General features: G+C 62.9%; 26 protein-coding genes. 13 read left to right on the top strand and 13 right to left on the bottom strand.

What is annotated here, in order from left to right; all coding sequences use genetic code 11:
- Positions 1-12 precede the first annotated feature (12 nt).
- The 7 genes from GEV39_RS24870 to GEV39_RS24840 all read left to right on the top strand — a co-directional run bounded on the left by GEV39_RS24870 (position 13) and on the right by GEV39_RS24840 (position 9,088).
- On the top strand, positions 13-1,011 hold the full coding sequence (locus GEV39_RS24870) for a phosphate ABC transporter substrate-binding protein PstS (RefSeq protein WP_173891584.1): 999 nt from the start codon (positions 13-15) through the stop codon (positions 1,009-1,011).
- Between the two features lie 137 nt (positions 1,012-1,148).
- Positions 1,149-3,437 carry an ABC transporter permease family protein gene (locus tag GEV39_RS24865; RefSeq protein ID WP_173891583.1) on the top strand — a complete coding sequence of 763 codons (2,289 nt, stop codon included), beginning with the start codon at positions 1,149-1,151 and terminating at the stop codon, positions 3,435-3,437.
- 71 nt (positions 3,438-3,508) lie between these two features.
- Positions 3,509-5,125 (top strand): phosphate ABC transporter permease PstA, encoded by a 1,617-nt coding sequence (pstA, locus tag GEV39_RS24860; protein WP_173891765.1) that lies wholly within the window; start codon positions 3,509-3,511, stop codon positions 5,123-5,125.
- 101 nt (positions 5,126-5,226) lie between these two features.
- A complete protein-coding gene (gene pstB / locus GEV39_RS24855) occupies positions 5,227-6,060 on the top strand; it encodes a phosphate ABC transporter ATP-binding protein PstB (protein WP_009684509.1) in 834 nt (277 codons plus the stop codon).
- A 130-nt stretch (positions 6,061-6,190) separates the two neighbouring features.
- Positions 6,191-6,961, top strand: a complete 771-nt coding sequence (phoU, locus tag GEV39_RS24850; RefSeq protein WP_009684510.1) for a phosphate signaling complex protein PhoU — start codon at positions 6,191-6,193, stop codon at positions 6,959-6,961.
- 162 nt (positions 6,962-7,123) lie between these two features.
- Positions 7,124-8,020 (top strand): response regulator, encoded by an 897-nt coding sequence (locus tag GEV39_RS24845; protein ID WP_173891582.1) that lies wholly within the window; start codon positions 7,124-7,126, stop codon positions 8,018-8,020.
- A 171-nt stretch (positions 8,021-8,191) separates the two neighbouring features.
- On the top strand, positions 8,192-9,088 hold the full coding sequence (locus GEV39_RS24840) for a peptidoglycan DD-metalloendopeptidase family protein (RefSeq protein ID WP_173891581.1): 897 nt from the start codon (positions 8,192-8,194) through the stop codon (positions 9,086-9,088).
- A 94-nt stretch (positions 9,089-9,182) separates the two neighbouring features.
- On the opposite strand, the gene GEV39_RS24835 is transcribed toward GEV39_RS24840, so the two are convergent.
- The 3 genes from GEV39_RS24835 to phoB all read right to left on the bottom strand — a co-directional run bounded on the left by GEV39_RS24835 (position 9,183) and on the right by phoB (position 12,773).
- Positions 9,183-10,523 carry a hemolysin family protein gene (locus GEV39_RS24835; protein ID WP_173891580.1) on the bottom strand — a complete coding sequence of 447 codons (1,341 nt, stop codon included), beginning with the start codon at positions 10,521-10,523 and terminating at the stop codon, positions 9,183-9,185.
- A 117-nt stretch (positions 10,524-10,640) separates the two neighbouring features.
- The gene (gene phoR, locus GEV39_RS24830; protein WP_173891579.1) at positions 10,641-11,948 is read right to left on the bottom strand and encodes a phosphate regulon sensor histidine kinase PhoR; all 1,308 of its coding nucleotides are present in this window, start codon (positions 11,946-11,948) and stop codon (positions 10,641-10,643) included.
- Positions 11,949-12,083: 135 nt separating this feature from the next.
- On the bottom strand, positions 12,084-12,773 hold the full coding sequence (phoB, locus tag GEV39_RS24825) for a phosphate regulon transcriptional regulator PhoB (RefSeq protein WP_003253341.1): 690 nt from the start codon (positions 12,771-12,773) through the stop codon (positions 12,084-12,086).
- A 173-nt stretch (positions 12,774-12,946) separates the two neighbouring features.
- On the opposite strand from phoB, the gene GEV39_RS24820 reads away from it, so the two are divergent.
- Positions 12,947-13,315 (top strand): COG4315 family predicted lipoprotein, encoded by a 369-nt coding sequence (locus GEV39_RS24820; protein ID WP_173891578.1) that lies wholly within the window; start codon positions 12,947-12,949, stop codon positions 13,313-13,315.
- A gap of 64 nt (positions 13,316-13,379) precedes the next feature.
- Here GEV39_RS24820 and ubiA read toward each other — a convergent pair whose 3' ends face one another.
- Both ubiA and GEV39_RS24810 read right to left on the bottom strand, forming a co-directional pair.
- Positions 13,380-14,270, bottom strand: a complete 891-nt coding sequence (gene ubiA, locus GEV39_RS24815; RefSeq protein WP_173891577.1) for a 4-hydroxybenzoate octaprenyltransferase — start codon at positions 14,268-14,270, stop codon at positions 13,380-13,382.
- Positions 14,270-14,827 carry a chorismate--pyruvate lyase family protein gene (locus tag GEV39_RS24810; RefSeq protein ID WP_173891576.1) on the bottom strand — a complete coding sequence of 186 codons (558 nt, stop codon included), beginning with the start codon at positions 14,825-14,827 and terminating at the stop codon, positions 14,270-14,272. Before GEV39_RS24810 ends, ubiA begins: the two co-directional genes overlap by 1 nt.
- A 189-nt stretch (positions 14,828-15,016) precedes the next feature.
- Here GEV39_RS24810 and GEV39_RS24805 point away from each other — a divergent pair, with 189 nt between their 5' ends.
- The 4 genes from GEV39_RS24805 (at position 15,017) to GEV39_RS24790 (ending at position 17,363) form a co-directional block, all read left to right on the top strand.
- Entirely contained in the window at positions 15,017-15,184 is a 168-nt protein-coding gene (locus GEV39_RS24805; protein WP_056793960.1) for a rubredoxin, read from the top strand.
- 16 nt (positions 15,185-15,200) lie between these two features.
- On the top strand, positions 15,201-16,349 hold the full coding sequence (locus tag GEV39_RS24800; protein WP_173891575.1) for an FAD-dependent oxidoreductase: 1,149 nt from the start codon (positions 15,201-15,203) through the stop codon (positions 16,347-16,349).
- Positions 16,350-16,536: 187 nt separating this feature from the next.
- Positions 16,537-16,842, top strand: coding sequence for an HU family DNA-binding protein (locus GEV39_RS24795; protein WP_173891574.1), 306 nt, complete (start codon positions 16,537-16,539; stop codon positions 16,840-16,842).
- Between the two features lie 146 nt (positions 16,843-16,988).
- Entirely contained in the window at positions 16,989-17,363 is a 375-nt protein-coding gene (locus tag GEV39_RS24790; protein ID WP_173891573.1) for an SCP2 sterol-binding domain-containing protein, read from the top strand.
- Between the two features lie 31 nt (positions 17,364-17,394).
- On the opposite strand, the gene GEV39_RS24785 is transcribed toward GEV39_RS24790, so the two are convergent.
- From GEV39_RS24785 to exbB, 6 genes are all read right to left on the bottom strand, one after another.
- On the bottom strand, positions 17,395-18,798 hold the full coding sequence (locus tag GEV39_RS24785) for an aminoacyl-tRNA deacylase and HDOD domain-containing protein (RefSeq protein WP_173891572.1): 1,404 nt from the start codon (positions 18,796-18,798) through the stop codon (positions 17,395-17,397).
- Positions 18,799-18,876: 78 nt separating this feature from the next.
- Positions 18,877-20,955, bottom strand: coding sequence for an ATP-dependent DNA helicase RecG (gene recG / locus GEV39_RS24780; RefSeq protein ID WP_173891571.1), 2,079 nt, complete (start codon positions 20,953-20,955; stop codon positions 18,877-18,879).
- Between the two features lie 3 nt (positions 20,956-20,958).
- Positions 20,959-21,885 (bottom strand): hydrogen peroxide-inducible genes activator, encoded by a 927-nt coding sequence (locus GEV39_RS24775; protein WP_087500924.1) that lies wholly within the window; start codon positions 21,883-21,885, stop codon positions 20,959-20,961.
- A gap of 94 nt (positions 21,886-21,979) precedes the next feature.
- Entirely contained in the window at positions 21,980-22,711 is a 732-nt protein-coding gene (locus GEV39_RS24770; protein ID WP_173891570.1) for an energy transducer TonB, read from the bottom strand.
- Positions 22,708-23,136, bottom strand: coding sequence for a TonB system transport protein ExbD (gene exbD, locus GEV39_RS24765; RefSeq protein WP_009684525.1), 429 nt, complete (start codon positions 23,134-23,136; stop codon positions 22,708-22,710). Before exbD ends, GEV39_RS24770 begins: the two co-directional genes overlap by 4 nt.
- Before the next feature lie 3 nt (positions 23,137-23,139).
- Entirely contained in the window at positions 23,140-24,105 is a 966-nt protein-coding gene (exbB, locus tag GEV39_RS24760) for a tonB-system energizer ExbB (protein WP_173891569.1), read from the bottom strand.
- Between the two features lie 191 nt (positions 24,106-24,296).
- Between exbB and GEV39_RS24755 the strand changes: the two genes are divergently transcribed.
- The gene (locus GEV39_RS24755) at positions 24,297-25,154 is read left to right on the top strand and encodes an SDR family oxidoreductase (protein WP_173891568.1); all 858 of its coding nucleotides are present in this window, start codon (positions 24,297-24,299) and stop codon (positions 25,152-25,154) included.
- Positions 25,155-25,296: 142 nt separating this feature from the next.
- Here GEV39_RS24755 and GEV39_RS24750 read toward each other — a convergent pair whose 3' ends face one another.
- On the bottom strand, positions 25,297-26,028 hold the full coding sequence (locus GEV39_RS24750; protein ID WP_173891567.1) for a hypothetical protein: 732 nt from the start codon (positions 26,026-26,028) through the stop codon (positions 25,297-25,299).
- 57 nt (positions 26,029-26,085) lie between these two features.
- Entirely contained in the window at positions 26,086-26,466 is a 381-nt protein-coding gene (gene ridA, locus GEV39_RS24745) for a deaminase RidA (protein ID WP_009684531.1), read from the bottom strand.
- Positions 26,467-26,482 lie beyond the last annotated feature (16 nt).

The raw sequence follows: 26,482 nt of genomic DNA, 5'->3' as shown, positions 1-26,482 counted from the left end.
TAGGAGCAAGGCATGAAACTGAAGCGTTTGATGGCGGCCCTCACGTTCGCCGCCGCTGGCGTTGCAACCGCCAACGCGGTGGCCGCTGTCGATCCTGCGATCCCGACCTACACCAAGACCACCGGTGTTTCGGGCAACCTCTCCAGCGTTGGTTCCGACACCCTGGCTAACCTGATGACGCTGTGGGCCGAGGCCTACAAGAAGGAATATCCGAACGTAAACATCCAGATCCAGGCGGCGGGTTCCTCCACCGCGCCACCTGCGCTGACCGAAGGCACTGCCAACCTCGGCCCGATGAGCCGCAAGATGAAGGACGTCGAGCTGCAAGCCTTCGAGCAGAAGTACGGCTACAAACCGACCGCCATTCCTGTTGCCGTCGATGCGCTGGCCGTGTTCGTGCACAAGGACAATCCGATCAAGGGCCTGACCATGGCGCAGGTCGATGCCATCTTCTCCTCGACCCGCTTGTGTGGGGGCAAGGCCGACGTCAAGACCTGGGGTGATGTAGGTGTGACCGGCGACCTGGCCAACAAACCGATTCAGCTGTTCGGCCGCAACTCGGTCTCCGGTACCTATGGCTACTTCAAAGAAGAAGCCCTGTGCAAAGGCGACTTCAAGCCTAACGTCAACGAACAGCCTGGTTCGGCCTCGGTCGTGCAGTCGATCAGCTCTTCGCTCAACGGCATCGGTTACTCGGGCATCGGTTACAAGACCGCCAGCGTCAAGACCGTAGCCCTGGCCAAGAAAGAAGGCAGCGCGTTCGTTGAAGACAACGAAGCCAACGCCCTGAACGGCACCTACCCACTGTCGCGCTTCCTGTACGTGTACGTGAACAAGGCGCCAAACAAGCCACTGGCGCCGCTGGAAGCCGAGTTCGTCAAGCTGGTGCTATCGCAGGCTGGGCAGCAGGTGGTGGTCAAGGATGGCTACATCCCGCTGCCGGCCAAGGTCGTCGACAAGACCTTGGCAGATTTGGGCCTGTCGCATGCCGGTAGTGTTGCCAAGCAGTAAGTAGTTGCGGGAGGCCGGTGCCACCGCCCGGCCTCTTCCCCTAATTCCCGGCCCGAAGCCAGGTAACCTGTGCGGCGGGCTTTCGCGCGTCACCATTTTGTAATGTTTTTGTCACACGGGACCGCTAGGGTGTGCGCATGAATGATCTGGCCAACTCCAACATGACCCAAAAACCCCAGCCCGTGCGCATTGATTTCAATACGCCCGAGTTGCAACGCAAGCGCCGCTTGCGCGCGCTCAAGGATCGCCTGACCCGCTGGTATGTCCTGGTGGGCGGCCTTGCCGTTTTGGCGGCTATTACGTTGATCTTCTTCTACTTGGCCTATGTGGTGCTGCCGCTGTTCCAGGGCGCCGAGCTGACGCGCAAGCAAGCCTTGCAGCCAACCTGGCTGCAGCAGGATGCCGGCAAGCCGCTGATGATCGCGCTGGAAGAGCAGAACCTGGTGGGCATGCGGGTTTCGGACAAGGGCCAGGCGTTGTTCTTCGATGCCAAGACCGGCCAAGCGCTCAAGCGCATCGACCTGCCGGTACCCGCCGGTACCCAGGTCACCTCTATCGGGGCCGACCAGCCGGGCAGCCCGCTGGTGGTGCTGGGCCTGTCCAACGGTCAGGCGCTGGTGTTCCACCACGCCTACAAGATCACCTACCCGAACAATCAGAAGGCGATTACCGCCAGCATCGACTACCCCTACGGCGAGCAGCCATTCGTGCTCGACGAGCAGGGCCGTGCGTTGGAGCACGTGAGCGTCAATGCCAACGGCGACACCCTGGTGCTGGCCGGCTCCACTGGTGCGCAACTGCAGGTGCTGGAGTTGACCCGTAGCGAGAACATGCTGACCGAAGAAGTCACCACGGAGCAGAACCGCATCGTCCTGCCGCAGATGACCGAGGTGGTGAAGAACATTTTCATCGATCCGCGGCAGCACTGGTTATATGTGATCAACGGCAGGGCCACGGCCGACGTGTTCAGCCTGCGCGACAAGAGCCTCAACGGCCGCTATAAACTGGCCGACAGTGCCGACACCGAAGTGACCGCCACGGGGCAGTTGGTGGGTGGCATTTCGCTGATCGTCGGTGACTCCAGGGGCGGCCTGGCCCAGTGGTTCATGGCCCGCGACCCGGACGGCGAATCGCGCCTCAAGCAGATCCGTACCTTCCAGCTGGGCAAGGCACCGATCGTGCAGATCGACGCCGAAGAGCGCCGCAAGGGCTTCATCGCGCTTGACGCGAACGGCCAGCTGGGTGTGTTCCACAGTACGGCGCACCGTACGCTGCTGGTCGAACCCGTCGCCGAAGGCGCGGGCATCCTGGCCCTGTCGCCGCGTGCCAACCGTATCATCATCGAACAAGGCGGCAAGCTGCTGCCACTGAGTCTGCGCAACCCGCACCCGGAAATTTCCTTCAGCGCTTTGTGGGGCAAGGTCTGGTACGAGAACTACGACGAGCCTAAGTACGTCTGGCAGTCGACCGCTTCCAACACCGACTTCGAGCCCAAGCTCAGCCTGTCGCCGCTGACCTTCGGTACGCTCAAGGCCGCGTTCTACGCCATGATCCTGGCAGCTCCGCTGGCGGTCGCCGCCGCCATCTATACCGCTTACTTCATGGCCCCGGGCATGCGGCGCAAGGTCAAGCCGGTGATCGAACTGATGGAGGCGATGCCGACGGTGATCCTCGGTTTCTTCGCCGGCCTGTTCCTTGCCCCCTACCTGGAAGGTCACCTGCCGGGGGTCTTCAGCCTGTTCCTGCTGATGCCGTTCGGCATTCTGCTGGTGGGCTTCACCTGGACCCGCCTGCCAGAGGCGATACGCCTGCGGGTACCTGACGGCTGGGAAGCGGCGATTCTGATCCCGGTGATCCTGCTGATCGGCTGGTTCGCCCTGGCCATGAGCCCGCACCTGGAAAACTGGTTCTTTGCTGGCGACATGCGCCTGTGGATCACCAACGATCTGGGCATCACCTATGACCAGCGCAATGCCCTGGTGGTCGGCATCGCCATGGGTTTTGCGGTCATCCCCAACATCTACTCCATCGCCGAAGACGCCGTGTTCAGCGTGCCGCGCAGCCTCACCCTGGGCTCGCTGGCGCTGGGCGCCACCCCCTGGCAGACCCTGACCCGTGTGGTCATCCTCACCGCCAGCCCGGGCATCTTCTCGGCGCTGATGATCGGCATGGGCCGCGCAGTGGGCGAAACCATGATCGTGCTGATGGCCACCGGCAATACGCCGGTGATGGAAATGAACCTGTTCGAGGGCATGCGCACCCTGGCCGCCAACGTAGCCGTGGAAATGCCCGAATCGGAAGTCGGCGGCAGCCACTACCGCGTGCTGTTCCTGGCCGCGCTGGTACTGCTGATGTTCACCTTCGTCATGAACACCTTGGCCGAGCTGATTCGCCAGCGTCTGCGCAAGAAATACTCGTCGCTTTGATAGAAAGGTAGCGATCCGTGAAAAAGGATTCCCTCAAAGGCTGGTTCAAGAGCGGCGCCCCCGGTGTGTGGATGAGCGGCGGCGCAGTGGCCATGGCGGTGATCATGACCGTGGGCCTGTTGGCGGTCATCGCCGTGCGCGGCCTGGGCCACTTCTGGCCGGCCGACCTGGTGCAGGCCACCTATCAGGTGCCGGGCCAGGCTGACCAAGTGGTGATTGGCGAAGTGGTGCAGCAGGAGGACGTGCCGCGTGCCCGCCTCAAAGGTGCCGGGCTGCCGGTACCGGACCAAGGCCCGGAGTTCATGAGCCGTGAACTGATCAAGGTGGGTAACCGCGACCTCTATGGCAGCGATTTCACCTGGGTGGTCGGCGATTGGCTGGTCGACGAGCAGCACCCGGCCGACCTGATGGCCCTGGAGCGCCGCGAGTGGGGCAACTTCTATGGCTACCTGGTCAGCGTCAAGGAACAGGGCCGGGTGGTTGCCGAAGGCCCGGCTGCCTGGAGCGAGTTGCAAGCGCGGCTCAAGCGTGCCAACCAGCTCAACGGTGAATTGCAGCAGCTGGAAAAGAGAGACATCGGGGCCATCAACCATGGCCTGGAGCGCCTGCGGCTGCACGCCCGCAAGCTGGAACTGGACGGCAAGCTGGACGCTACCGCCCAGGCGGACATGGACGCCGAGCGCGCCGAATTGAACAGCCGCTACCAGGCTATCGAAGCCCGCCTCGGCGGCCTGCACCAGGCACTTGCGCGTGATAGCCTGGTGGCCCGCGATGGTAACGGCCGTGAAGTGGAAATCAGCCTGAACAAGGTGGTGCACGCCCTCCAGCCTAACGGCATGTCTGCTTTTACCAAGCTGCGCACCTACTTTGCCAAGGTCTGGGAATTCCTGAGCGATGACCCGCGTGAAGCCAACACCGAGGGCGGCATCTTCCCGGCCATCTTCGGTACTGTGATGATGACCCTGATCATGGCCGTGATCGTCACACCGTTCGGCGTGCTTGCGGCAGTCTACTTGCGTGAATACGCAAGACAGGGGCCGGTAACCCGGCTGATTCGCATTGCCGTGAACAACCTGGCGGGGGTGCCGGCGATCGTCTACGGCGTATTTGGTTTGGGTTTCTTCGTGTATGTGCTGGGTGGCTCGATCGACCGCCTGTTCTTCCCCGAAGCCCTGCCCGCGCCTACTCTGGGTACGCCAGGCTTGCTGTGGGCGTCGCTGACCCTGGCGCTGCTGGCAGTGCCTGTGGTGATCGTGGCCACCGAAGAAGGCCTGGCGCGCATCCCGCGTACGGTGCGTGAAGGCTCGCTGGCGCTGGGTGCGACCAAGGCCGAAACGCTATGGCGGATTGTCTTGCCCATGGCCAGCCCGGCGATGATGACCGGCATGATCCTCGCCGTGGCCCGCGCTGCGGGCGAGGTGGCGCCGCTGATGCTGGTGGGTGTGGTGAAGCTGGCGCCGTCGCTGCCGGTTGACGGTAACTACCCATACCTGCACCTGGACCAGAAGATCATGCACCTGGGCTTCCACATCTATGACGTCGGCTTCCAGAGCCCCAACGTAGAAGCCGCGCGGCCGCTGGTCTACGCCACGGCGCTGTTGCTGGTGCTGGTGATCGCGGCCCTGAACCTGTCGGCGGTCTGGATCCGCAACCACCTGCGCGAAAAATACAAGGCGCTGGACAGCTGATTGAAGCTTTAAGCCACAAGCGGCAAGCTCCAAGCAGATTGCCGCTTTGCCCAAACTTGCAGCTTGCAGCTCGAAGCTTGCAGCTACAAACGGAGTCAACCATGCAGAACGAATCCCACACCCACGGCATCGACATGTCTGCCCTGGGCCGCAGCAAGCAGGGCCTGCGCCTGGCCGAAGAAACCGTGGCCATCGAGGTACCGGGGCTGAGCCTGTTCTACGGCGACAAGCAGGCCTTGTTCGATGTCAGCATGAACATCCCCAAGCAGCGCGTGACGGCTTTCATCGGCCCGTCCGGCTGCGGCAAGTCGACCTTGCTGCGCACGTTCAACCGCATGAACGACCTGGTTGACGGTTGCCGCGTGCAGGGTGCCGTGAACTTGTATGGCAACAACATCTACCGCAAGGGCGAAGATGTCGCCGAGCTGCGCCGCCGTGTGGGCATGGTGTTCCAGAAGCCCAACCCCTTTCCCAAGACCATTTACGAAAACGTGGTCTATGGCCTGCGCATCCAGGGCATCAACAAGAAGCGCGTGCTCGACGAGGCCGTTGAATGGGCGTTGAAGGCCGCGGCGCTGTGGGACGAGGTCAAGGACCGCCTGCACGAGTCGGCCCTGGGCCTGTCTGGTGGACAGCAGCAACGTCTGGTCATCGCCCGCACCATCGCCGTGGAGCCTGAGGTGCTGCTGCTGGATGAGCCGTGCTCGGCGCTGGACCCGATCTCGACCCTCAAGGTCGAGGAACTGATCTACGAGCTCAAAGCCAAGTACACCATCGTCATCGTGACCCACAACATGCAGCAGGCTGCCCGTGTTTCGGACTACACCGCGTTCATGTACATGGGCAAGCTGGTCGAGTTTGGCGACACCGATACCCTGTTCACCAACCCGGCGAAGAAGCAGACCGAAGACTACATCACTGGTCGCTACGGCTAAGAGCGCCTTTGGCGCAGCTGCAAGCTTCGAGCTGCAAGCTGCAAGATGAAGCGGTTAGCGCGGAGCCAGGGAACGACACGAACCACTTGAAGCTTGCAGCTAGCGGCTAGCAACTTCGCGGAGCGACAGCATGATCAACAAAGAAAGCCTTACCCACCACATTTCCCAGCAGTTCAACGCCGAGCTGGAAGAGGTGCGCAGCCACCTGCTGGCCATGGGCGGGCTGGTTGAAAAACAGGTCAACGACGCGGTCACCGCGCTGATCGAAGCCGATTCGGGCCTGGCCCAGCAAGTGCGCGAGGTTGACGAGCAGATCAACCAGATGGAGCGCAATATCGACGAGGAATGCCTGCGTATCCTTGCCCGTCGGCAGCCGGCGGCCTCCGACTTGCGCCTGATCATCAGTATCTCCAAGTCGGTGATCGACCTGGAGCGCATTGGTGACGAATCGACCAAGATCGCCCGCCGGGCCATCCAGCTGTGTGAAGAAGGCGAGTCGCCACGTGGCTATGTGGAAGTGCGCCACATCGGCGACCAGGTGCGCAACATGGTCCGCGATGCACTGGACGCCTTTGCCCGCTTCGACGCCGACCTGGCACTGTCCGTGGCTCAGTACGACAAGACCATCGACCGGGAGTACAAGACCGCGCTGCGTGAACTGGTGACCTACATGATGGAAGACCCACGCTCGATTTCGCGGGTACTGAGCGTGATCTGGGTGCTGCGCTCACTGGAACGGATTGGCGACCATGCACGCAATATCTCCGAGCTGGTGATTTACCTGGTCCGCGGTACCGATGTGCGTCACATGGGCCTCAAGCGAATGACTGCAGAAGTGCAGGGCACCGCGCCCGCCGATGGCGAAAAGGCTAATGTTCCTGGTGAATCTGACGATAAGTAAGGTTGCCCCCGAGCAGCGACGCCCGGCCTTGGCCGGGCGTTTTAGTTTACGGCCGAGAGCCGGCAGGCACCCGCGAACGATCGGATGAACGCCCGGCGTTACCAGGTGGTAGCAAGTAGCCAGTATTTGGCAGTAGGCTAGTCGGGTTCAGAAGGAGTTTCGATGAGTAAAGTGAATGTGCTGGTCGTGGATGACGCCCCGTTTATCCGCGACCTGGTCCGCAAGTGCCTGCGCAGTGCCTTCCCGGGCATGACGATCGACGATGCCGTCAATGGTCGCAAGGCCATGGCCATGCTGGGCAAGGAGGCGTTCGACCTGGTGCTGTGCGACTGGGAAATGCCCGAGATGTCGGGCCTGGAACTGCTCACCTGGTGCCGCCAGCAGCCTGCGTTGAAGCACCTGCAGTTCATCATGGTGACCAGCCGTGGCGACAAGGAAAACGTCATCCAGGCGATCCAGGCCGGCGTTTCCGATTTTGTCGGCAAGCCATTCACCAATGAGCAGTTGCTGACCAAGGTGAAAAAGGCCCTGACCAGGATCGGCAAGCTCGACAGCCTGATGGCCATCGCCCCGGCGCGCGCCAACCCGGCGTTCGCCAACGATTCGTTGAGTGCGCTGACCGCCGGCAAGCCGGAGGCGGTAAAGGTTGCAGCGCCGGCACTGGCACCGGCTGCTGCCAAGCCAGCGGCCAAGGCGCCCACGCCAGCCGCGGCCACCCCGACCGGTCGGGGGCAAGGGCAACTGCGCCTGGCCGGTGGCATGCAGCCGTGCGTGATCAAGGCGTTAAGCCTGAAAGAGGCTCTGCTGGTGGTACGCCGCGGCGATGTGCTGCCGCAAGTGCTGGAAGGTGCAGTGTTGGACCTGGAGCAAGGCGAAAGCGCCGAAGTCGCCCGGCTGAACGGCTATCTGCACGCCGTAGCGGCGCTGGAGCCCAAGCCGGACAGCGATTGGCTGCAACTGACCTTCAAGTTCGTCGACCAGGATGCGCAGAAGCTCGATTACCTGTCGCGGCTGATTGCCCGTGGCACCGCGCAGAAGCATTTCACCCCAGGGGCCTGAGCCACTGCTACAAACTGCGCTTTGTACAGGGGCACCTTGCGTCGCGATCGGGCTGCGCAAGGCCGCTCCTGCAAAAGCCTGCACAGCCTGAGCCATCCGACCAACTGCAATACCCGCCACTCAACCTGCTGCTAGTCTTCGACAGACCTCAACTGTCAAAAAGCCACTATCATGCCCGCGCGCCTGCTGCTGTTCTGTGCACTGCTCATGGCCTCGGCGTCGAGCCTGGGTGTGACCCTTTACAAGAGCACCGACGAGTCCGGTGTCATTTCCTATTCCGACCGCCCCGGCCCTGGCGCCAGGCCGTTGAATTTGCTTGAGCCCATGGTCGAAACGCTCGAAGGCCAAGTGTTCCTGAACGCGAAAGTGTTCGACGGCGGTGTGAGCTTTTCGGCACGCAACCAACTGCATGTTCCGGTCGAGGTCGAGCTGCGCCTGGACAACCTGGTGAACGCCCAGGGCGGTGACGCCCCGCGTATCGTGCGCCGGCTGCTGCCACCGGGCACCACGCAAATGCTCAGCGTGCTGAGGGGGCGGCCCGGGTTGTTGCTGAATTACCGCTCGACCCTGCTGCAGGCCATGGGTGACCCGGGCAAGCGGCCGCAGGGCTTCCGCTACGGGTTCGCGTGGCTTGGCGGGCCGTTCCGCGTGACCCAGGGCCCCAATGGCCGGATCAGCCATTTTGGGCCAAAGGGGCGCTATGCCATGGATATCGCCATGCCCGAAGGCACCACCATTATCGCGGCGCGCGAAGGGGTGGTGGTGAAAACGCAGAATGGCCAGAGCGGGCGCGAACCCAACCCGTCGGGCAACTTTGTCAGGGTGCTGCACTCGGACGGCACCATGGGCGTGTACCTGCACCTGATGCGCGGCTCGGTGGTGGTGAAGGAGGGGCAGCGGGTGCGCCAGGGGCAGATGCTGGCCAAGTCGGGCAATACCGGCAACAGCACCGGGCCACACCTGCATTTCGTGGTGCAGCGCAACGTAGGCTTGGCGCTGGAGTCGATCCCTTACCGGTTCGACAGGCCGCTCAGCGGCTTGCCGGACTTTACTGCGGGTAACCCTTGAGAGCGTCTGGCCTGCTTTGCAGGCCATCGGGGCACAAGGCCGCGCCTGTAGGCGTGCGCAAATCGAGCGGGGCTGCGCGGCAGCCCCATGGCCGTCAATCCAGCTTGAGCACTTTGGCCAGCACGATCTTCGGCCCTTTCATCTTCTTGATGATGATCCGCAGCCCTTCGACTTCCAGCACCTCTTCTTCTTCAGGCACACGCTTTAGCGTCTCGTAGACCAGGCCAGCCAGGGTCTCCGCCTCGATGTGGTCAAGGTCCACCCCCAGCAGGCGCTCCACCTTGAACAGCGGCGTGTCGCCACGGACCAGCAGCTTGCCCGGCTGGTAGGCGAGGATGCCGCGTTCGGTCTTGCGGTGCTCGTCCTGGATATCGCCGACCAGCACTTCCAGCACGTCTTCCATGGTCAGGTAGCCGATCACCTTGCCATCGGCTTCTTCGACCAGCACAAAGTGCGCACCACCCTTGCGGAACTGCTCCAGCAACTGGGCCAGTGGCATGTGGCGCGATACGCGCTCAAGCGGCCGGGCGAGGTCGTCCAGGTCGATGACTTCGGGCAAGTGTTCCAGCTCCGCCAGCTCCAGCAGCAGGTCCTTGATGTGCAGCAGGCCGGTGAATTCCTCGCGCTCGGCGTCGTACACCGGGTAGCGGCTGAACTTGTGGCGGCGCACCAGGGCCAGGATCTGCTTCAGCGGCGCATGGGCGTCTATGGTGACCATGTCTTCGCGCGAGTTGGCCCAGTCGACCACTTCAAGCTCGCCCATTTCCACGGCCGAAGCCAGCACGCGCATGCCCTGGTCGCTGGGGTCCTGGCCACGGCTGGAGTGCAGGATCAGTTTCAGTTCTTCACGGCTGTAGTGGTGCTCGTGGTGCGGCCCCGGCTCGCCCTGGCCGGCGATGCGCAGGATGGTGTTGGCGCTGGCGTTGAGCAGGTAGATGGCCGGGTACATGGCCCAGTAGAACAGGTACAGGGGTACGGCAGTCCACAGCGACAGCAGCTCCGGTTTGCGGATGGCCCAGGATTTGGGCGCCAGCTCACCGACAACGATGTGCAGGTACGAAATGACGAAGAAGGCGACGAAGAACGACACGCCTTTGATCAGTTCCGGTGAGTCGACGCCGAAATACGCCAGCAGCGGTTCCAGCAGGTGGGCAAACGCCGGTTCCCCGACCCAGCCCAGGCCCAGCGAGGCCAGGGTGATACCCAATTGGCAGGCTGACAGGTAAGCGTCCAGCTGGTTGTGGACTTTACGCAGAATGTTGCCGCGCCAGCCATGCTCTTCGGCAATGGCCTCCACGCGGGTGGCGCGCAGCTTGACCATGGCGAACTCTGCCGCAACGAAGAAGCCGTTGAGCAGCACCAGCAGGAAGGCAAAGATGATCATGCCGAAATCGGCGAATAACGAACTGAGGCTGATACCAGGGGAAGGGTCCATGATGGAGTTTTTACGGGGTCCGTCTTAGAAATGGAGAGAAAAAAAGTGCCAGCTTTTGCTGGCACAGGGGATCCAATGTAGCGGCTGGGGCTGCAAAAGCAAAGGGCCCTGAGTTGCTCAGACCTTGCTGTTGACCAATTGTGCCGGGGCAAAATGACAGGTGAAGGTACTGCCATGCCCCGGGACGCTGCTGATTTCCAGCTTGCCGCGGTGGCGCATAAGCACATGCTTGACGATGGCCAGCCCCAGCCCGGTGCCGCCTGTATTCGAGGCCCGGCTGGAATCCACCCGGTAGAAGCGCTCGGTGAGGCGTGGCAGGTGTTTGGCATCGATGCCCACGCCAGAGTCCTGCACCGACAAATGCGCGCCCTGGGCATCAGCCCACCAGCGGATGCGGATATCGCCTTCATCCTGGGTGTATTTGACGGCGTTGAACACCAGGTTGGAAAAGGCGCTGCGCAGCTCCGACTCGCTGCCCTTGAGCTGCACGCCGGGGGCCGCTTGCAGCGTGATGCGCTGGTTGCGCGGCCCAGACAACGCCTGGGCGTCGTTCTTGATGGCGGCCAGCAGGGCATCGACCGGCACTGGCTGGTTGTCCGACGGATAATCGGTGGCCTCCAGCTTGGCCAGCAGCAACAGGTCGTTGAGCAGCGTCTGCATGCGCGAGCCTTGCTGGCTCATCTGCTGCAAGGCCCGGCGCCAGCGCGGGTTCACGTCCTCGACGTTGTCCAGCAGGGTTTCCAGGTAGCCGGTGATGACGGTCAGCGGTGTGCGCAATTCGTGCGACACGTTGGCGACGAAGTCTTTGCGCATCTGTTCCAGCTGGTGAATGCGGGTGACGTCGCGCACCAGCATCAAGTGCTCGTTGTTGCCGTAGCGGGTGATGTGCAACTGCAGCCGCATGCGGTCGTTGATCGGTGAGGGGATTTCCAGCGGTTCGAGGTAGTTTTCTGCCTCGAAGTACTCCTTGAAGCGCGGGTGGCGAACCAGGTTGGTGACTTGCTGGCCGCCGTCCTGTGGAGTTTTAAAGCCCAGCAGGGTCTCGGCGGCGCGGTTCCACCACTCCAGGTTGCCGTCGCTGTCGAGCATGATCACCGCATCCCGCAGCGCAGCAGTGGACTCCTGAACGCGGTCGATCACCGCTTGCAGGCGGCCCCGCACACGCTGGTCCCGGCGCTGCAGGTGGTAGATGCTGTCGAACACCTCGCCCCACAGGCCATAGCCGTCGGGCGGCGCCTCGTCGGGCTGATGGTTGCGGAGCCAGTCATGCAGGCGTAGCAGTTGCTTGAGGGTCCAACCCAGGTACAGTGCCAGGCCAATGGCCAGGCTCCAGCCGTAGTAGCCGCTGATAAGCCCGCCGATCAGGCAGACGCTGATCAGCAACAGCAGGTGGCGAATCAGTGTCGCGTGCCAGTTCTGGTTCAATTGATGGGTCCTTCGGATCCGGCTGCAAGTTGCAAGCTGCAAGTTGCAAGCTTCAAGATGAAGCGGATCAGTGGTGCTGATAGTCCTTTTTGAGCCTGATGCTACATGCTCTTTCTTGCAGCTTGCAGCTTGCAGCTAGCTCTTGGTCGAGAAGCGGTAGCCGGTACCGCGCACGGTTTGTACCAGATTCTCGTAGGCCTCACCCAGCGCTTTGCGCAGGCGGCGGATGTGCACGTCGACCGTGCGTTCCTCGACATAGACGTTGCCGCCCCACACCTGGTCCAGCAGTTGACCACGGGTGTAGGCGCGTTCCTGGTGGGTCATGAAGAACTGCAGCAGGCGGTACTCGGTGGGGCCCATTTCAGCCGGCTTGCCGTCGATGGTCACGCGGTGGCTGATCGGATCGAGCAGCAGGCCGCCGACCTCGATCGGCGCCTCACTGTCGCTTGGGCCGGTGCGGCGCAGCACGGCTTTGAGCCGCGCAACCAGCTCGCGCGGTGAGAACGGTTTGGTGATGTAGTCGTCGGCACCCACTTCCAGGCCCTGGATCTTGTTGTCCTCTTCACCTTTGGCAGTGAGCATGATGATCGGAATGTCGCCGGTCAGTTCATCGCGCTTCAGGCGGCGGGCCAACTCGATGCCGGAGGTACCCGGCAGCATCCAGTCGAGCAGGATCAGGTCCGGCTTGCGGTCGACGATGATCGCATGGGCCTGTTGGGAGTTTTCCGCTTCCAGGCAGTCATAGCCGGCCATTTCCAGGGCAACGGCGATCATCTCGCGAATCGGTGCTTCGTCGTCGACGATCAGAATGTTCCTGCCTACCATGCTCAAAACCTCTCCTGGATTCAGTGTCTTGGCCCGCATTAGATAACGGAATTATTGCAGCTGTGTGACAGGACGTTGGCCGTTCTGGCGACATTGCGTGACTGAACTAGGCTACAGAGGGCCGCGGTTCTGGCAACCCGAACCCATTACCCCCCGAAACGATGGTGAATCCAATGACACGACATACGCTGAGCTGGATGGCCCTGTTCACTGCGCTGGCACTGCCGGGGGTGGCCTCGGCACAACCTGCAATGGAAAAGGATGGCATGTTGGTCGACCATGCTGGCATGACCCTGTACACCTTCGACAAAGATACCGGCGGCAAGTCGATGTGCAATGGCGAATGCGCCAAGAACTGGCCGCCTTTGATGACCAGTGGCGGCGAAAAAGCCGAAGGCAAGTGGACACAGATCAAGCGGGACGACGGCAAGATGCAGTGGGCCTACGACGGCAAGCCGCTGTATACCTTCGTCAAGGACAAGAAGGCTGGCGACATGACCGGTGACGGCATGAAAGACGTTTGGCACGTCGCCAAGCCGTAAGGGCTTGCAGTTGGCCTGTGGGGGCGGGGTAAGCCCGCTCCCACAAGGTGGGGAGCTCACGCTGTCAGCGCAGCGCGTAGTCCAGAACCACCCCCACAAACACCAGCAACCCCGCCCAGTGATTGTGCAGGAACGCCTTGAAGCACGACTCGCGGTCCAGCTTGCGTGTCGACCAGTACTCCCAGGCAAAGCACGCCAGCGCACCCAGCAGCCCCAGGTGGAACCAGCCGCCGAGGTCAAAGCGGCTACCGGCCAGCAACAGGCAGCCCAGCGACAACACCTGCAAGGTCAGGATGATGCTGCGGTCGGCCTCACCGAAGAGGATGGCCGTGGATTTCACGCCGATCTTCAGGTCGTCGTCCCGGTCGACCATGGCGTAATAGGTGTCGTAACCCACCGTCCACAGCAGGTTGGCGATATACAGCAGCCAGGCGCTGGCCGGCAGTTCGCCGCCAGCGGCCGTGAACGCCATCGGAATGCCCCACGAGTAAGCTGCCCCCAGCACCACTTGCGGGTAGTAGGTGTAGCGCTTCATGAACGGGTAGCAGAACGCCAACGCCACCGCGCCGAACGATAGCCACACGGTACGGCTATTGGTGCACAGCACCAGCAGGAAACTGACCCCGACAAGCATGGCGAACAGGGCCAGCGCCTCGCGCGGGCGCACGCGGCCACTGGCCAGGGGCCGGTCGGCGGTACGTTTGACGTGGCCATCCACCTTGCGGTCGGCAAAATCGTTGATGCAGCAGCCGGCGGCGCGCATCAGTACCACGCCAAGGCCGAAGATCAGCACGTTGGCCAGGGTCGGCGAGCCGTTGCCGGCAATCCATACGGCCGACAGCGTGGGCCACAGCAGCAGGTAGATACCGATCGGGCGGTCCATGCGGCTGAGCTGGACAAAGTCCCAGGCGCGAGGATGCAGGCGGTTCAGCGACTTGAGCAGTTGCAGGTACATCAGCTGTTTTTCTCCTGGGCCGCTTGCCACAGCGCCGGCAGAAACACCTCGGCTACCAGCAGGTCCAGCCCGTCACGTTCAAAACGCGAGCGGCGGGCCCATAGCGCTGGCCGGGCGGCATCTGCGGGTAACCACGCCTGTGGATAACTGCACACTTCAAGTGGATGGCGGATGAACGCCTGGTCGCAGAACAGCAACTCGCCCAACGAACGGCTGCCGAGGCGTTCCAGGTCCAACCCGCCGCGCGCCAGCGCACTGCGGCTGGCCACGCTGCGGGCGAACACCCACGGCTGGCCATGGCCGCGCAGGTACACCTCGCGCACCCAGCCTTCAGCGCCAACAGCGATGCCCAGTGCCTGGCATTCGTCGGCGCGCAGTGGCTGCCAGCCCTCGAACAAAGGGGTGACGGAGAAGTCATCGTGGGCCAGGCGCGTCAGGCGGCGGGTCAGTGAGCCTTCGTCGAACAGCCAGTCAAGGGTGGGCTGGTCGATGTCGGTCGCCAGCCGTGAATACGGCAGCCACGCGACAGCGGCTGCTTGCGGGGATTCGTACGACACGTCGGTCTGCTTGTTACAACCTGAGAGGCGGCGAGCTTAGCATGATTGCCCCGACTGCTTGCATACTGCAGGCAGGGCCGCTACAAAGCCCCAAGCATTGCGCGTCGGTCCCTGTTGCAGCGGGTTCACCCGCCATAGGGCCGTCAGCAGCAACACAAAGCCCCAGCCTGACCCGAGGAAAACAACCTGATGAAAAAGTGGCAATGTATTGTCTGTGGCCTGATCTACGACGAAGCCGAAGGCTGGCCCGACGACGGCATCGCCCCTGGCACCCGTTGGGAGGACGTGCCGCAAGACTGGCTATGCCCTGACTGCGGCGTTGGCAAAAGCGACTTTGAAATGATCTCCATCGGCTAAGCGAGGCAAGCACGACATGACGTCCCCTGTGGTAATCATCGGTACCGGCCTGGCGGGCTACAACCTGGCCCGCGAATTTCGCAAGCTCGATGCGCATACGCCGCTGCTGCTGATCACCGCCGATGACGGTCGTTCCTACTCCAAGCCCATGCTCTCCATGGGCTATGCCAAGCAGAAGGGCGCCGCCGACCTGTGCATGGCCGAAGCCGGTGCCATGGCCGAGCAGTTGAACGCCGAAATCCGCACCCATACCCGCATCAGCGGCATCGACCCTGGCCACAAACGCCTGTGGATCGGCGAAGAGACCGTGGCATACCGCGATCTGGTGCTGGCGTGGGGGGCGCAGACCGTGCAGGTGCCGGTTGAAGGCGATGCCAGCCACCTGGTGTTCCCTATCAACGATCTGGAGGACTACGCACGCTTTCGTGCTGCCGCTGCCGGCAAGCAACGCGTGCTGATTCTCGGCGCTGGCCTGATCGGCTGCGAGTTTGCCAACGACATGAGCCTGGGGGGCTTCCAGGTGGACGTGGTTGCACCCTGCGAGCAGGTCATGCCGACCCTGTTGCATCCGGCCGCTGCCGGCGCGGTGCAACGTGGGTTGCAAGACCTGGGCGTACGTTTCCACCTTGGGCCGGTTCTGACCCGCTTGCAGCAGGTGCCCCAAGGCCTGGAGGCGCACCTGTCGGATGGCAGCGTGATTGGCTGTGACCTGGTCGTTTCGGCCATTGGCCTGCGCCCGCGTACCGACCTGGCAGCCGCGGCCGGGCTGCAGGTCAACCGTGGCGTCAGCGTGGACCGTGAGCTGCGAACCTCCCACGCCAATATCTTCGCCCTCGGGGATTGTGCCGAGGTAGACGGCATCAACCTGTTGTACGTGATGCCACTGATGAGTTGTGCGCGGGCACTGGCCCAAACCCTGGCCGGCAAGCCCACGGCAGTTGCCTATGGGCCAATGCCGATCACCGTGAAAACCCCGGCCTGCCCGCTGGTGATTTCGCCACCGCCACAGGGCCGCGACGGCACTTGGCAGGTCGAAGGGCAAGGCAATGACCTCAAGGTGCTATGCATCGATGCGGGTGGCGAGCTGCTGGGTTACGCCCTGACCGGGGCTGCAGTCACGGAAAAGCTGGCGCTGAACCGACAGCTACCTGCAGTTATGGCGTAATTGGCCTGCGTTCTGTCGGATTCATCCTGTTGTTGCCTGCACAATGGCCGCTCAGATACTGGCGCGGCCCCGAACCACGTGCCATTCTCACTCCCGTCTGCCGCAGGTTAGAGCCTGCGGTGCCTTGAACGCTGCTCCTGAAGGCAGCACGGCATAACAACAAGAATTCCGTCAAAGAGGCTTTACTATGCGCAAACCAGAACTCGCCGCCGTCATCGCTGAAAAGGCTGACCTGACCAAGGAAAAAGCCAATCAAGTGCTGAACGCGATTCTCGACAGCATCACGGGTGCCCTGGACAAGGACACCGTGACTCTGGTTGGTTTCGGCACTTTCGAAAAACGCCACCGCGGCGCGCGTACCGGCAAAAACCCGCAAACCGGCCAGCCGGTCAAGATCAAAGCCAGCAATACCGTGGCTTTTAAGCCAGGCAAGAATCTCAGGGACAGCGTCAATAACGCGGCCGCGCCGAGCAAGGTCAGCAAGAAAAAGTAACTGTGCACTGAGGATGCGTTAATCCCGAACGGGCGCCAGATGGCGCCCGTTGTGCTTTACACCCGGTAATTGCTGCGAACTTGCATAAAAAGGTCATTAGGAGGATAAACTGCGCAACTTAGTCACTTTTCCATCGAGGCGTGTCGATGAAGTTCCGCTTTCTTCTGTGGGCCATGGGGCTGCTGATGGCCCGGGCCAGCCGCAATAATCCGGCATTCCAGCAGCAGCTCAAAGGCAAGGACCTGGTGTTCCAGATGCAGACCTTGGACGGGAAGGTCGCCCGGCACTTCACCGTCAGCAACGAGCGGGTCAGTAGCAAAAGCGGGTCGTATCCACAGCCAGCCTTTGCCATTGCCTTCAAGGATGCTGCCTATGGCTTTGCCACCTTGCAGGCAAGCAACAAGCAGTTGGCGTTCATGCAGGGCATTCAGGACAAGAACATCCAGATCAAGGGCAATCCGGCGTTGGTGATGTGGTTTCAGGGGTTGATGAAGTACCTGAAGCCGAAGAAGCAGGGCTGAAATGGTTGGGGCCGCCAAGCGGCCCCGGGCTTCAATGCGGTGCGTTGAACTGCGAAGCCAGCTCCCGCAGCAAGCTCTCGGCCTCCAGCACCTTGCTCACCACATCCTCGGCCTTTTCCCGGGTAATGCCCAAGCGCTCCAGCAGTTCGTCAGGAATCTCCTCCAGCGGCCCCGAGCCAATCCCCCGCAAGCGCAGCAGACGCGTGGCCAGGCATACCAGGTTGGGGAATGCCGAAAACTCGCCGTCGTAAGCCGGGTCGTGCTGGAAACGCAGCGCGGCCGAGAGCTCTACCGGCATGTCCCACAGTTTCATCAACCAGGCACCAATCTGCTCGCGGCTGATGCCCAGCAGGTGTTGTTCCACATAGGTGTGGTTCAGGTGAGGGTTGACCTCCAGGTGGCGACAAATCAGCGAGAAGTGCGGTGGGAAAACGTGTGCCAGCAGCAGGTAACCGAAGTTGTGCAACAGCCCGGCGAGGTAGGTCAGGCCTGCTTCAGGGCGCTCTGCCCGCGGCATGGCTCGGGTAAGGCCCTCGATGATGGCGGCGGTGTAGATCGACTGCTGCCAGTACGGGGTGGCCTGCTGAGGGTTGTCCTTGGGCAGGCTCAGGGTCTTGCCCAGGGCCAGGCCAAGGGCGAGGTTGATCACCAGGTCGAAGCCCAGCACGCGCACGATGGCGTCTTCCACCGAACGGATCTTGCCCGGCGAAGCGTAGTAGGGTGATGCCGCCCAGCTGACCACCTGGGCGGCCAGGGCCGGGTCGGTTTCTACCACCCCAGTGATATCGTCGATGCTGGCGTTGGGGTCTACTCGCAGTTTGATGATTTTCTGCGCAGTATCGGCCAACGGCGGGATTTCGATGGTTTCTTCCAGGCGCTTCTGGATACGCCGGGCAGTGAAGGCTTGCACGGCATTGGTGATTTCGCGGGTATCGTCGTTGGGGCGGTCGAGGTTGGGGTTGATCGCCCCGACTTCCTGGCCAAAGCTGCTGGCGCTGGCCTTGAGCAACATGCGCTTGAAGTGCGCGCGCTCTATTTGCAGCAACAGGCCGGCTTCACCCGAATTGATGTACACCTGGTCGACGTCCAGCAGGCTTTTTTCGTACTGGCACGGTGAGCTGGTGAGCGCCGGGATGCCCGGCAGTGTCTTGAGCTGGTGCTTGTCGAGCATTTGCTTGAGGCGTGGCACCGACACGGCGGTGAGCTTACGCCCGGTCAGTTCGGCCAGGCGGTTCAGGTCCAGCAGCTGGCTCTGCGGGAACAGCACCATCATGGCGCCCACCTCGTCGTCCAGCAGCACGGCCTGTACCCGCGAGGCTGCGCGCAGGTGCGGATGTTCGACCACCTCGCGGTAGGCTACGCCGAGTTTCTCGAGCAGCAGCCTGATGACGGAAGGCGTGTGTGGGGTTGCGGTGTCCAGGGCAACTTCAGTCATGGTCCGTATCCACTGATTCTTTTAAACGCGAAGTATAACCACCCTGGGCGTAAATCTGGATCCATTATGGGACAGGCGTCACACCTGGCCATATTGCTGGCCATGACGCAGCCAGCGGTCCAGCAGCGGGCTGACGTGCTCCGGCCAGCGTGCAATCAGGGCCTGGGCGGCATCGCGTACCGCTGGCAACAGGTCAGCGTCGCGCATCAGGTCGGCGACCTTGAATTGCAGCAGGCCGGTCTGGCGGGTACCCAGCATTTCGCCCGGGCCCCGTAGGGCAAGGTCTTTTTCGGCGATGATGAAGCCGTCGTTGGTTTCACGCATGATGCCCAGGCGCTCGCGGCCGATCTGCGACAGCGGCGGGTGGTACAGCAGCACGCAATGGCTGACGGCGCTGCCGCGGCCCACCCGGCCACGCAACTGGTGCAGCTGGGCCAGGCCCAGGCGCTCGGGGTTTTCGATGATCATCAGGCTGGCATTGGGCACATCCACGCCCACCTCGATGACGGTGGTGGCGACCAGCAACTGCAGGTTGCCGGCCTTGAACTCGGCCATGATCTCGGCCTTTTCCGCCGGTTTCATGCGGCCGTGGATCAACCCGACCCGTAGTTCGCCCAAGGCGCTGCCCAGCTCCTCGTAAGTGCTTTCGGCTGCTTGGCAGGTCAGTTCCTCGGACTCTTCGATCAGCGTGCACACCCAGTAAGCCTGACGCCCTTCAGCGCAGGCGGCGCGTACCCGTTCGACCACTTCGAAACGCCGGCTGTCGGCCACCAGCACGGTATTTACCGGCGTGCGCCCAGGCGGCAGCTCGTCGAGCACCGAGGTGTCCAGGTCGGCGTAGGCACTCATGGCCAGGGTGCGCGGAATGGGGGTAGCGGTCATGATCAGCTGATGTGGGCACAGCTCGCCGGCTACGCCTTTCTTGCGCAGCGCCAGGCGTTGCTGTACGCCGAAACGGTGCTGTTCGTCGATGATGGCCAGGGCCAGGTGCTTGAACTTCACCTCGTCCTGGAACAGGGCGTGGGTGCCGACCACCATCGGGGCGCCATTGGCGATCTGCTCCAGCGACGCCGCCCGGGCCTTGCCCTTGAGTTTGCCGGCCAGCCAGGCCACCTCTAAACCCAAAGGCTCCAGCCAGCGTTTGAAGGTGATGTAGTGCTGCTCGGCGAGGATCTCGGTGGGGGCCATCAATGCCACCTGATAACCAGCCTCCAGGGCCTGCAACGCGGCCAGCGCGGCGACCACGGTCTTGCCGGCACCCACGTCGCCTTGCACCAGGCGCATCATCGGCTCGTGCTGGCTGAGGTCGTAGGCAATTTCGTTGGCGACGCGCTGCTGCGCGCCGGTCGGCTGGAAGCCTAAATTGGCCAGGTATTGCGCCGGCAGCCGGGTGGCCTTGGGCAACACTGGCGCACGCAGGCTGCGCAGGCTCTCGCGCAGGCGCTGTTGCGACAGCTGGTGGGTGAGCAGCTCTTCGAATGCCAGGCGGTGCTGAGCCCAGTGGTGGCCCAGGGCCAACTCCTCGACGTCGGCGTCGGCAGGCGGGTTGTGCAGGTAGCGGATGGCGTCATCCAGTGGCGCCAGCTGGTAGTCGCGGGCCAGTTCGTCGGGCAACCAGTCGGGCAGGCTGCGCGGGCCGAGCAGGCTCAGGCTCTGTTGGCACAGTTGGCGCAGGCGTTGCTGGGTGAGGCCCTCGGTGGACGGGTAGATCGGGGTGAGGGTCTGATCGACCGGCGGCGGCGGTTCGTCACCGTTCAGTGAGCGGTACTCCGGGTGGTAGATCTCCAGGCCGGAAGCGCCCGGGCGAGCTTCGCCGTAGCAGCGCAGGTGGGTGCCGCGCTTGAGCCCTTCCTTTTGCGCGTTGCTGAAATGGTAGAAGCGCAAGCTCAGCACGCCACTGCCGTCACCCAGGCGTACCACCAGGCTGCGGCGCTTGCCCATGGTCACGTCGGCGCCGCTGACCACCCCCTCGATCACCGCGTCCTGGCCTGGGCGCAGCTGGCCGATCGGAACCACGCGGGTGCGGTCCTGATAGCGCAGGGGCAGGTGGAACAGCACGTCCTGCAAGTTTTCCAGGCCGACCTTGGCGAGCTTTTCGGCCATGGCCTCGCCAACACCCTTGAGCACGGTGACCGGGACGTTCGACAGCTCCGTCATGACTCAGGCCGGTTGTTCTGCAGGGGCCTTGGCTACCGAGCACAGGCGTATCGAGTCGGCGAGGATCTCGATGGCCTTCGGCCGTGGGAAGCTGGCGCGCCAGGCGATGGCCACGGTGCGGAACGGTGCTGGGGCGGTCAGCGGGCGTACTTCGATGACCCCAGGCGCGTAGTGGTGGCTGTGCACCGCCGACAGCGGCAGGATAGACACGCCAAGGCCGGACGCTACCATGTGGCGGATGGTTTCCAGCGAGCTGGATTCGACCGTGGTGTGCCGCGACCCTTCACCCCCCTTGTTCAGGGTGGGGCAGGCTTCCAGCACCTGGTCACGGAAGCAGTGACCTTCACCCAGCAGCAACAGGCTCTTGTCGTTGAGCATGGCGGTGTCGATGGTCTTTTTGGCCGTCCATGGGTGGTCGGCAGGCATCAGCGCGCAGAACGGTTCGTCGTAGAGAGGCAGGGTGAGCACATCGGCTTCATTGAACGGCAGGGCGATGATCACCGCGTCCAGCTCGCCATTGCGCAGCTTCTCGCGCAGCACATGGGTGAAGTTTTCTTCGATATATAGCGGCATCTGCGGTGCCACGCGGTGCAGTTGCGGGATCAGGTGCGGGAACAGGTAGGGGCCGACGGTGTAGATGGCACCGACCTTGAGCGGCGCAGTCAGCTGGTTTTTGCCAGCCTGGGCCAGTTCGCGAATGCCTTGGGCCTGCTCGAGTACCTTTTGTGCCTGGGCAACGATGCTCTCGCCGACGGGGGTCAGGCGGACCGCGCTTTTGCTGCGTTCGAAGATCAGAACGCCAAGCTCATCCTCAAGCTTCTTCACACCGACCGACAGGGTCGGCTGGCTCACGTGGCAGCGCTCTGCGGCATGGCCGAAGTGCTGTTCCTGGGCGAGTGTGACGATGTAGCGTAGTTCTGTGAGGGTCATAACGTGCGTCCATGAAGTTGCGGCCCCAGCATAGCGGCTGCAATCGATAGACGCACGTTATCAGACTTGCCGATTTGTGACAGAAACAAAAGTCTTAGCGGCGGTCCAGCGAGTAGACGAAGGGCGCCACGACTTCGATCGTGCCGTTGTTCAACAACTCGGGTGGCGGCTTGGGCACTTTGCCGGCGCGGCGGATCATTTCCATCGTCGCGCGGTCCAGCGCGGCACTGCCCGACCCACCGGCCATCGAGTACGACACCACCTTGCCCTCGGCGTCGACCACGAAGCGCAGGCGGTTGATGCCTTGCAGGCCACGGCGGCGTGCGTCTTCCGGGTACCGTTTGTACTTGGCCAGGTGGCGCAGCAGGTCACTCTGCCAGGTCGGCAGGGCGTTGCTGTTGGACGCGATGCTCGGGGCCGGTGCCGCGGACTTCTGCGGTGGCGTATTGCTCGGCGGCGCGTCGACGGTCTGCTCGGTCGGCGGTGCTTCCTTCGGCGGCTCAGGCTTCTTCTCAGGCTTGGGCGGCTGCGGCTTGGCCTTTGGCTTGGGCGGCTTGGGGATGGCGATCTTCGGCTTGGGTGCCTCCACCAACTTCGGCAAAGGTGGTTCCTCTACCGGTGCAGGTGGCTGCGGCGCCACTTTCGGGGGCGGCGGTGGCGCGGGTTCCGGCAGCGGTGCCAGTTCGACCATCATGGCTGCTGGCGGCAACTCGATGGCCTGGGGCACAGACCAGTTGAGCGTCAGCAGCACGGCGACCACGTGCACGCCCAGCACGAACGCCAGGCTGCCAGCGTAGCGCGCCATGTTTGAGCGCGGTTTTGTCATTTCTTGGCTGCCGTCTCGAGACCTACCAGGCCGACTTTCAGGTAGCCAGCCGAGCGCATGTTGTTCATCACTTCCATCAGATCACCGTAATCCACGCCTTTGTCGGCCTGGAAGAAGATGGTGGTTTCCTTGTCACCCTTGGTCTTGGCGTCGAGCATCGGGCCAAGCTGGTCGGGTGCCGGGACCTGATCGTCGCCGACGTACAGCTTCTGGTCTGCCTTGACGCTGACGAACACCGGCTTCTCGGGCCTCGGCGCCGGTTTGGCGGTCGAGGCCGGCAGGTCGACCTTGATATCGACTGTGGCCAGGGGGGCGGCAACCATGAAGATGATCAGCAGTACCAGCATTACGTCGATGAACGGCGTAACGTTGATTTCGTGGTTTTCGGCGAGGTCGTCGCCACCTTCGTTGAGATGCAGGCCCATGGCTTACCCCACTTTCACCATGTGCGGGGCGGCGCGCTCGCTGCCTTGGTGGTCCAGATCGCGGCTGACCAGCAGCAGTACCTGGGCGCTAGCATCGGACACCTGAGCCTTGTAGCCGGCAATGGAACGGGCGAAGACGTTGTAGATGACCACGGCCGGGATTGCCGCGACCAGGCCCAGGGCGGTGGCCAGCAGGGCTTCGGCGATACCCGGGGCGACCACGGCCAGGTTGGTGGTCTGGGTCTTGGCGATGCCGATGAAGCTGTTCATGATGCCCCAGACGGTGCCGAACAGGCCGACGAACGGGGCGGTGGAACCGATGGTGGCGAGTACGCCGGTGCCGCTGCTCATGTTACGGCCGCTGGCATGTACCAGGCGCTCCAGGCGGAAGCTGACGCGTTCCTTGATACCCTCTTTCTCGCGGGCATTGGCCGACAGGCGCATCTCTTCAAGGGCGTCGTGCACCAGGGTATGGGCCAGCGTGCCTTCCTTGCGGGAGACGTCGCTGGCATCTTTCAGCGTGGTGGCCTTCTTCAGCTGGGCGATTTCGCCACGCAGGCGGCGTTTGGCGCCCATCAGCTCGAAGCCTTTGGCGATCCAGATGGTCCAAGTGATGATGGAGGCGATAGCCAGGCCGATCATGACGATCTTCACCACGATGTCGGCGTTCTTGTACATGCCCCATGGGGACAGGTCGTGGGCCATGCCCAGCGAGGTATCTTCAACCAGGGCTTCGACGCTTGGGTCTGCTGCAGCCGGTGCACCGGCGGTGGCGCTGGTGGCAGGCGCTTCGCCAGCCGGGGCAGTGCTCGGGGCAGCAGCGGCAGTGGCGGCGGCAGGCTTGTTGGTATTGGCGGTTGGCTCATCGGCCATGGCTGCCGGGGCCAGCACCAGGCTGAGCGTCAGCGCGGCGATGGCGCGCCAGGCGCGCGACTGGGTTGGCGAAGCGGAGGGTTTAGTACGTGTCATGCTGGCCGGACCTGATGAAGAGAAAAGACGAACGTTCTCCAAGGCCTCGAGGCGGGCCGAGAACAACTTGGCCGCCATTATTGCAAGTAATTCTTGTTAACAAAAGTAATATTGTAGCTTTTTTCGCCTATGGTCTAGCCATCCATCGTGTAGCGTGGTTGGGCTGATCAGTTGGTCCAGGGAGTTTTGTGATGTCAGACCTTTCCGTGTTGGTGGTGGGTTGTGGTGATGTAGGTGGGCGCTTGGCCCGGCAGATGCTGGCACGTGGCTGGCAGGTCAGCGGCCTGCGCCGTTCGGTGGGGCAATTGCCTGCGGGGGTTCACCCGGTGGCTGCGGACTTGGCCGAGCCCTCGCTGCCAGCCGCGTGGCCACAAGGTGCGTTGGACTACCTGGTGTACTGCGTGGCGGCCAGTCAGCATGACGAGGCGGGCTACCGGGCGGCCTATGTCGACGGTTTGCGCCATGTGCTGGCCTGGCTGGCCGAGCGTGGCCAACGGCCGCGACGCCTGTTGTTCGTGTCAAGCAGTAGCGTGTATGCGCAGAAGGACGGCGAATGGGTTGAGGAAGGGTCGGCGACCGAGCCCGAGGGGTATTCCGGGCGGGTGATGCTGGAGGCGGAGCGGTTGGCCCTTGGCAGTGGCATCCCCGCGAGTGTGGTGCGCCTCACTGGCATTTACGGGCCCGGCCGCGAGTGGCTGCTGAGCCAGGTACGCCAAGGCTATCGGGTGGCTGAGCAGCCCCCGCTGTATGGCAACCGTATTCATGCTGAGGATGCTGCCAGCTTGCTGGCGTTTCTGCTGCAGGCCGATGCTGATGGCAAGGCGTTGGACGACTGTTACCTCGGCGTTGACGATGATCCGGCACCGTTGGCCGATGTGGTGACCTGGTTGCGGGCCCACCTGGGGGTTACCGAGTGGTCAGATGAACAGCGCGTGCGGCGTACCGGCAGCAAGCGCTGCAGCAATGCACGGGTGAAGGCGTTGGGCTGGGCGCCGGTGTATCCGAGTTACAAGGAAGGCTACGCAGCTATCCTGGCGGCAAAAGCCTGACCACACCCTTGACCCGACTTCTGTAGGCGCGGCCTTGCGTCGCGATTGGGCTGCAACGCAGCCCCGGCCATCCATGCGGCGACGCTGATGCCCTGGTGCCGCGTGGCGGCCCTGTCGAGGAACAAGGCCGCTGCTGCAGGCTTCAGTTTTTTTCCAGCAACCACTGGCGCTTGCCCGCTGCCAGTTGGGGCATTTCATCAGCCTGGGCACGGTTCACCGCCTGGAAGATCTCCAGCTTGTCGCCGTCACGCTTGATGATGAAAGGCGCACCCCGTTGGTTGCGCTCCAGCCACAGGCTGTCGTTGCTACCGCCCATGGTGGCGCAGTCGCCGGCCAGGCACAGGGCGAAACGGTCTGGCCCAGGCAGGCCAGTGACGTTGCCGGTATCGCTGAAGCGTACCTTCCCGCCTTGGCCCTGGCCTTCGAGAATGGTCCATTCACCGCCCAGATACGCTTGGTACAGGGCTTTTTCAAAGCTGCTGCCCAGCGGGGCGTTGGCGGTGGCAGGGGCTTGTACGCGGACAAAAGCCTGCTTTGCGCCGCTCTGGTCTGTGGTCAGCAGCTCGTCACCGTCCAGCGCAAGCTGCTCGGTCTGGCCGCCGCCAAAGCTGGCCTGCAATTGCTTGTCGAGCGTGACCAGCTGGCCGTCCGCCGCTTCGAAGCCATTGCTGTAGCTGGCCTGTTGGTTGGCGACGTCGAGCTTCCACTCGAATACCGGACCATTTTCATTGAGGGCCTGGCGCAGGCTGTCGCCCTTGACCGCGGCCTTGATCGCAGCCTGGTTGATCCAGGTGCCGTTGAAATCTTCGGGTTTGTGGCTGGCGCAGCCGCTCAGGAGCAGGGCTGCCAGCGCGAGGGGCAGTGCGTGACGCATGTCGGGAAACCTTGCGCAGGAGAGGGGCGACGGGCAGGGTGCCCGTCGCCCAAGGCATCATTCGATGACCAGGATGGCGTCCATTTCGACCTGGGCGCCTTTTGGCAGCGCAGCAACGCCAATCGCGGCGCGCGCTGGGTAAGGCTGTTCGAAGTAACGGCCCATCACCTCGTTGACCTTGGCGAAGTGGCTCAGGTCAGTCAGGAAGATGTTCAGCTTGACGATGTCCTTGAACGAACCGCCAGCAGCCTCAGCCACGGCCTTGAGGTTCTCGAATACCTGCACGGTCTGGGCTTCGAAGCCTTCGACCAGCTCCATGGTCTTCGGGTCCAGCGGGATCTGGCCGGACATGTACACGGTATTGCCGGCCTTGATCGCCTGCGAGTAGGTACCGATAGCGGCGGGGGCCTTGTCGCTGTTGATGACGGTCTTGCTCATGATGACTCCTTGCGGT

The organism is Pseudomonas sp. NY5710 (assembly GCF_013305665.1).
In the GTDB taxonomy this organism is placed as follows: Bacteria; Pseudomonadota; Gammaproteobacteria; order Pseudomonadales; family Pseudomonadaceae; genus Aquipseudomonas; species Aquipseudomonas juntendi.
The sequence above is the reverse complement of the archived record's forward strand: the minus strand, read 5'-3'. Positions and strand labels throughout refer to the sequence as shown.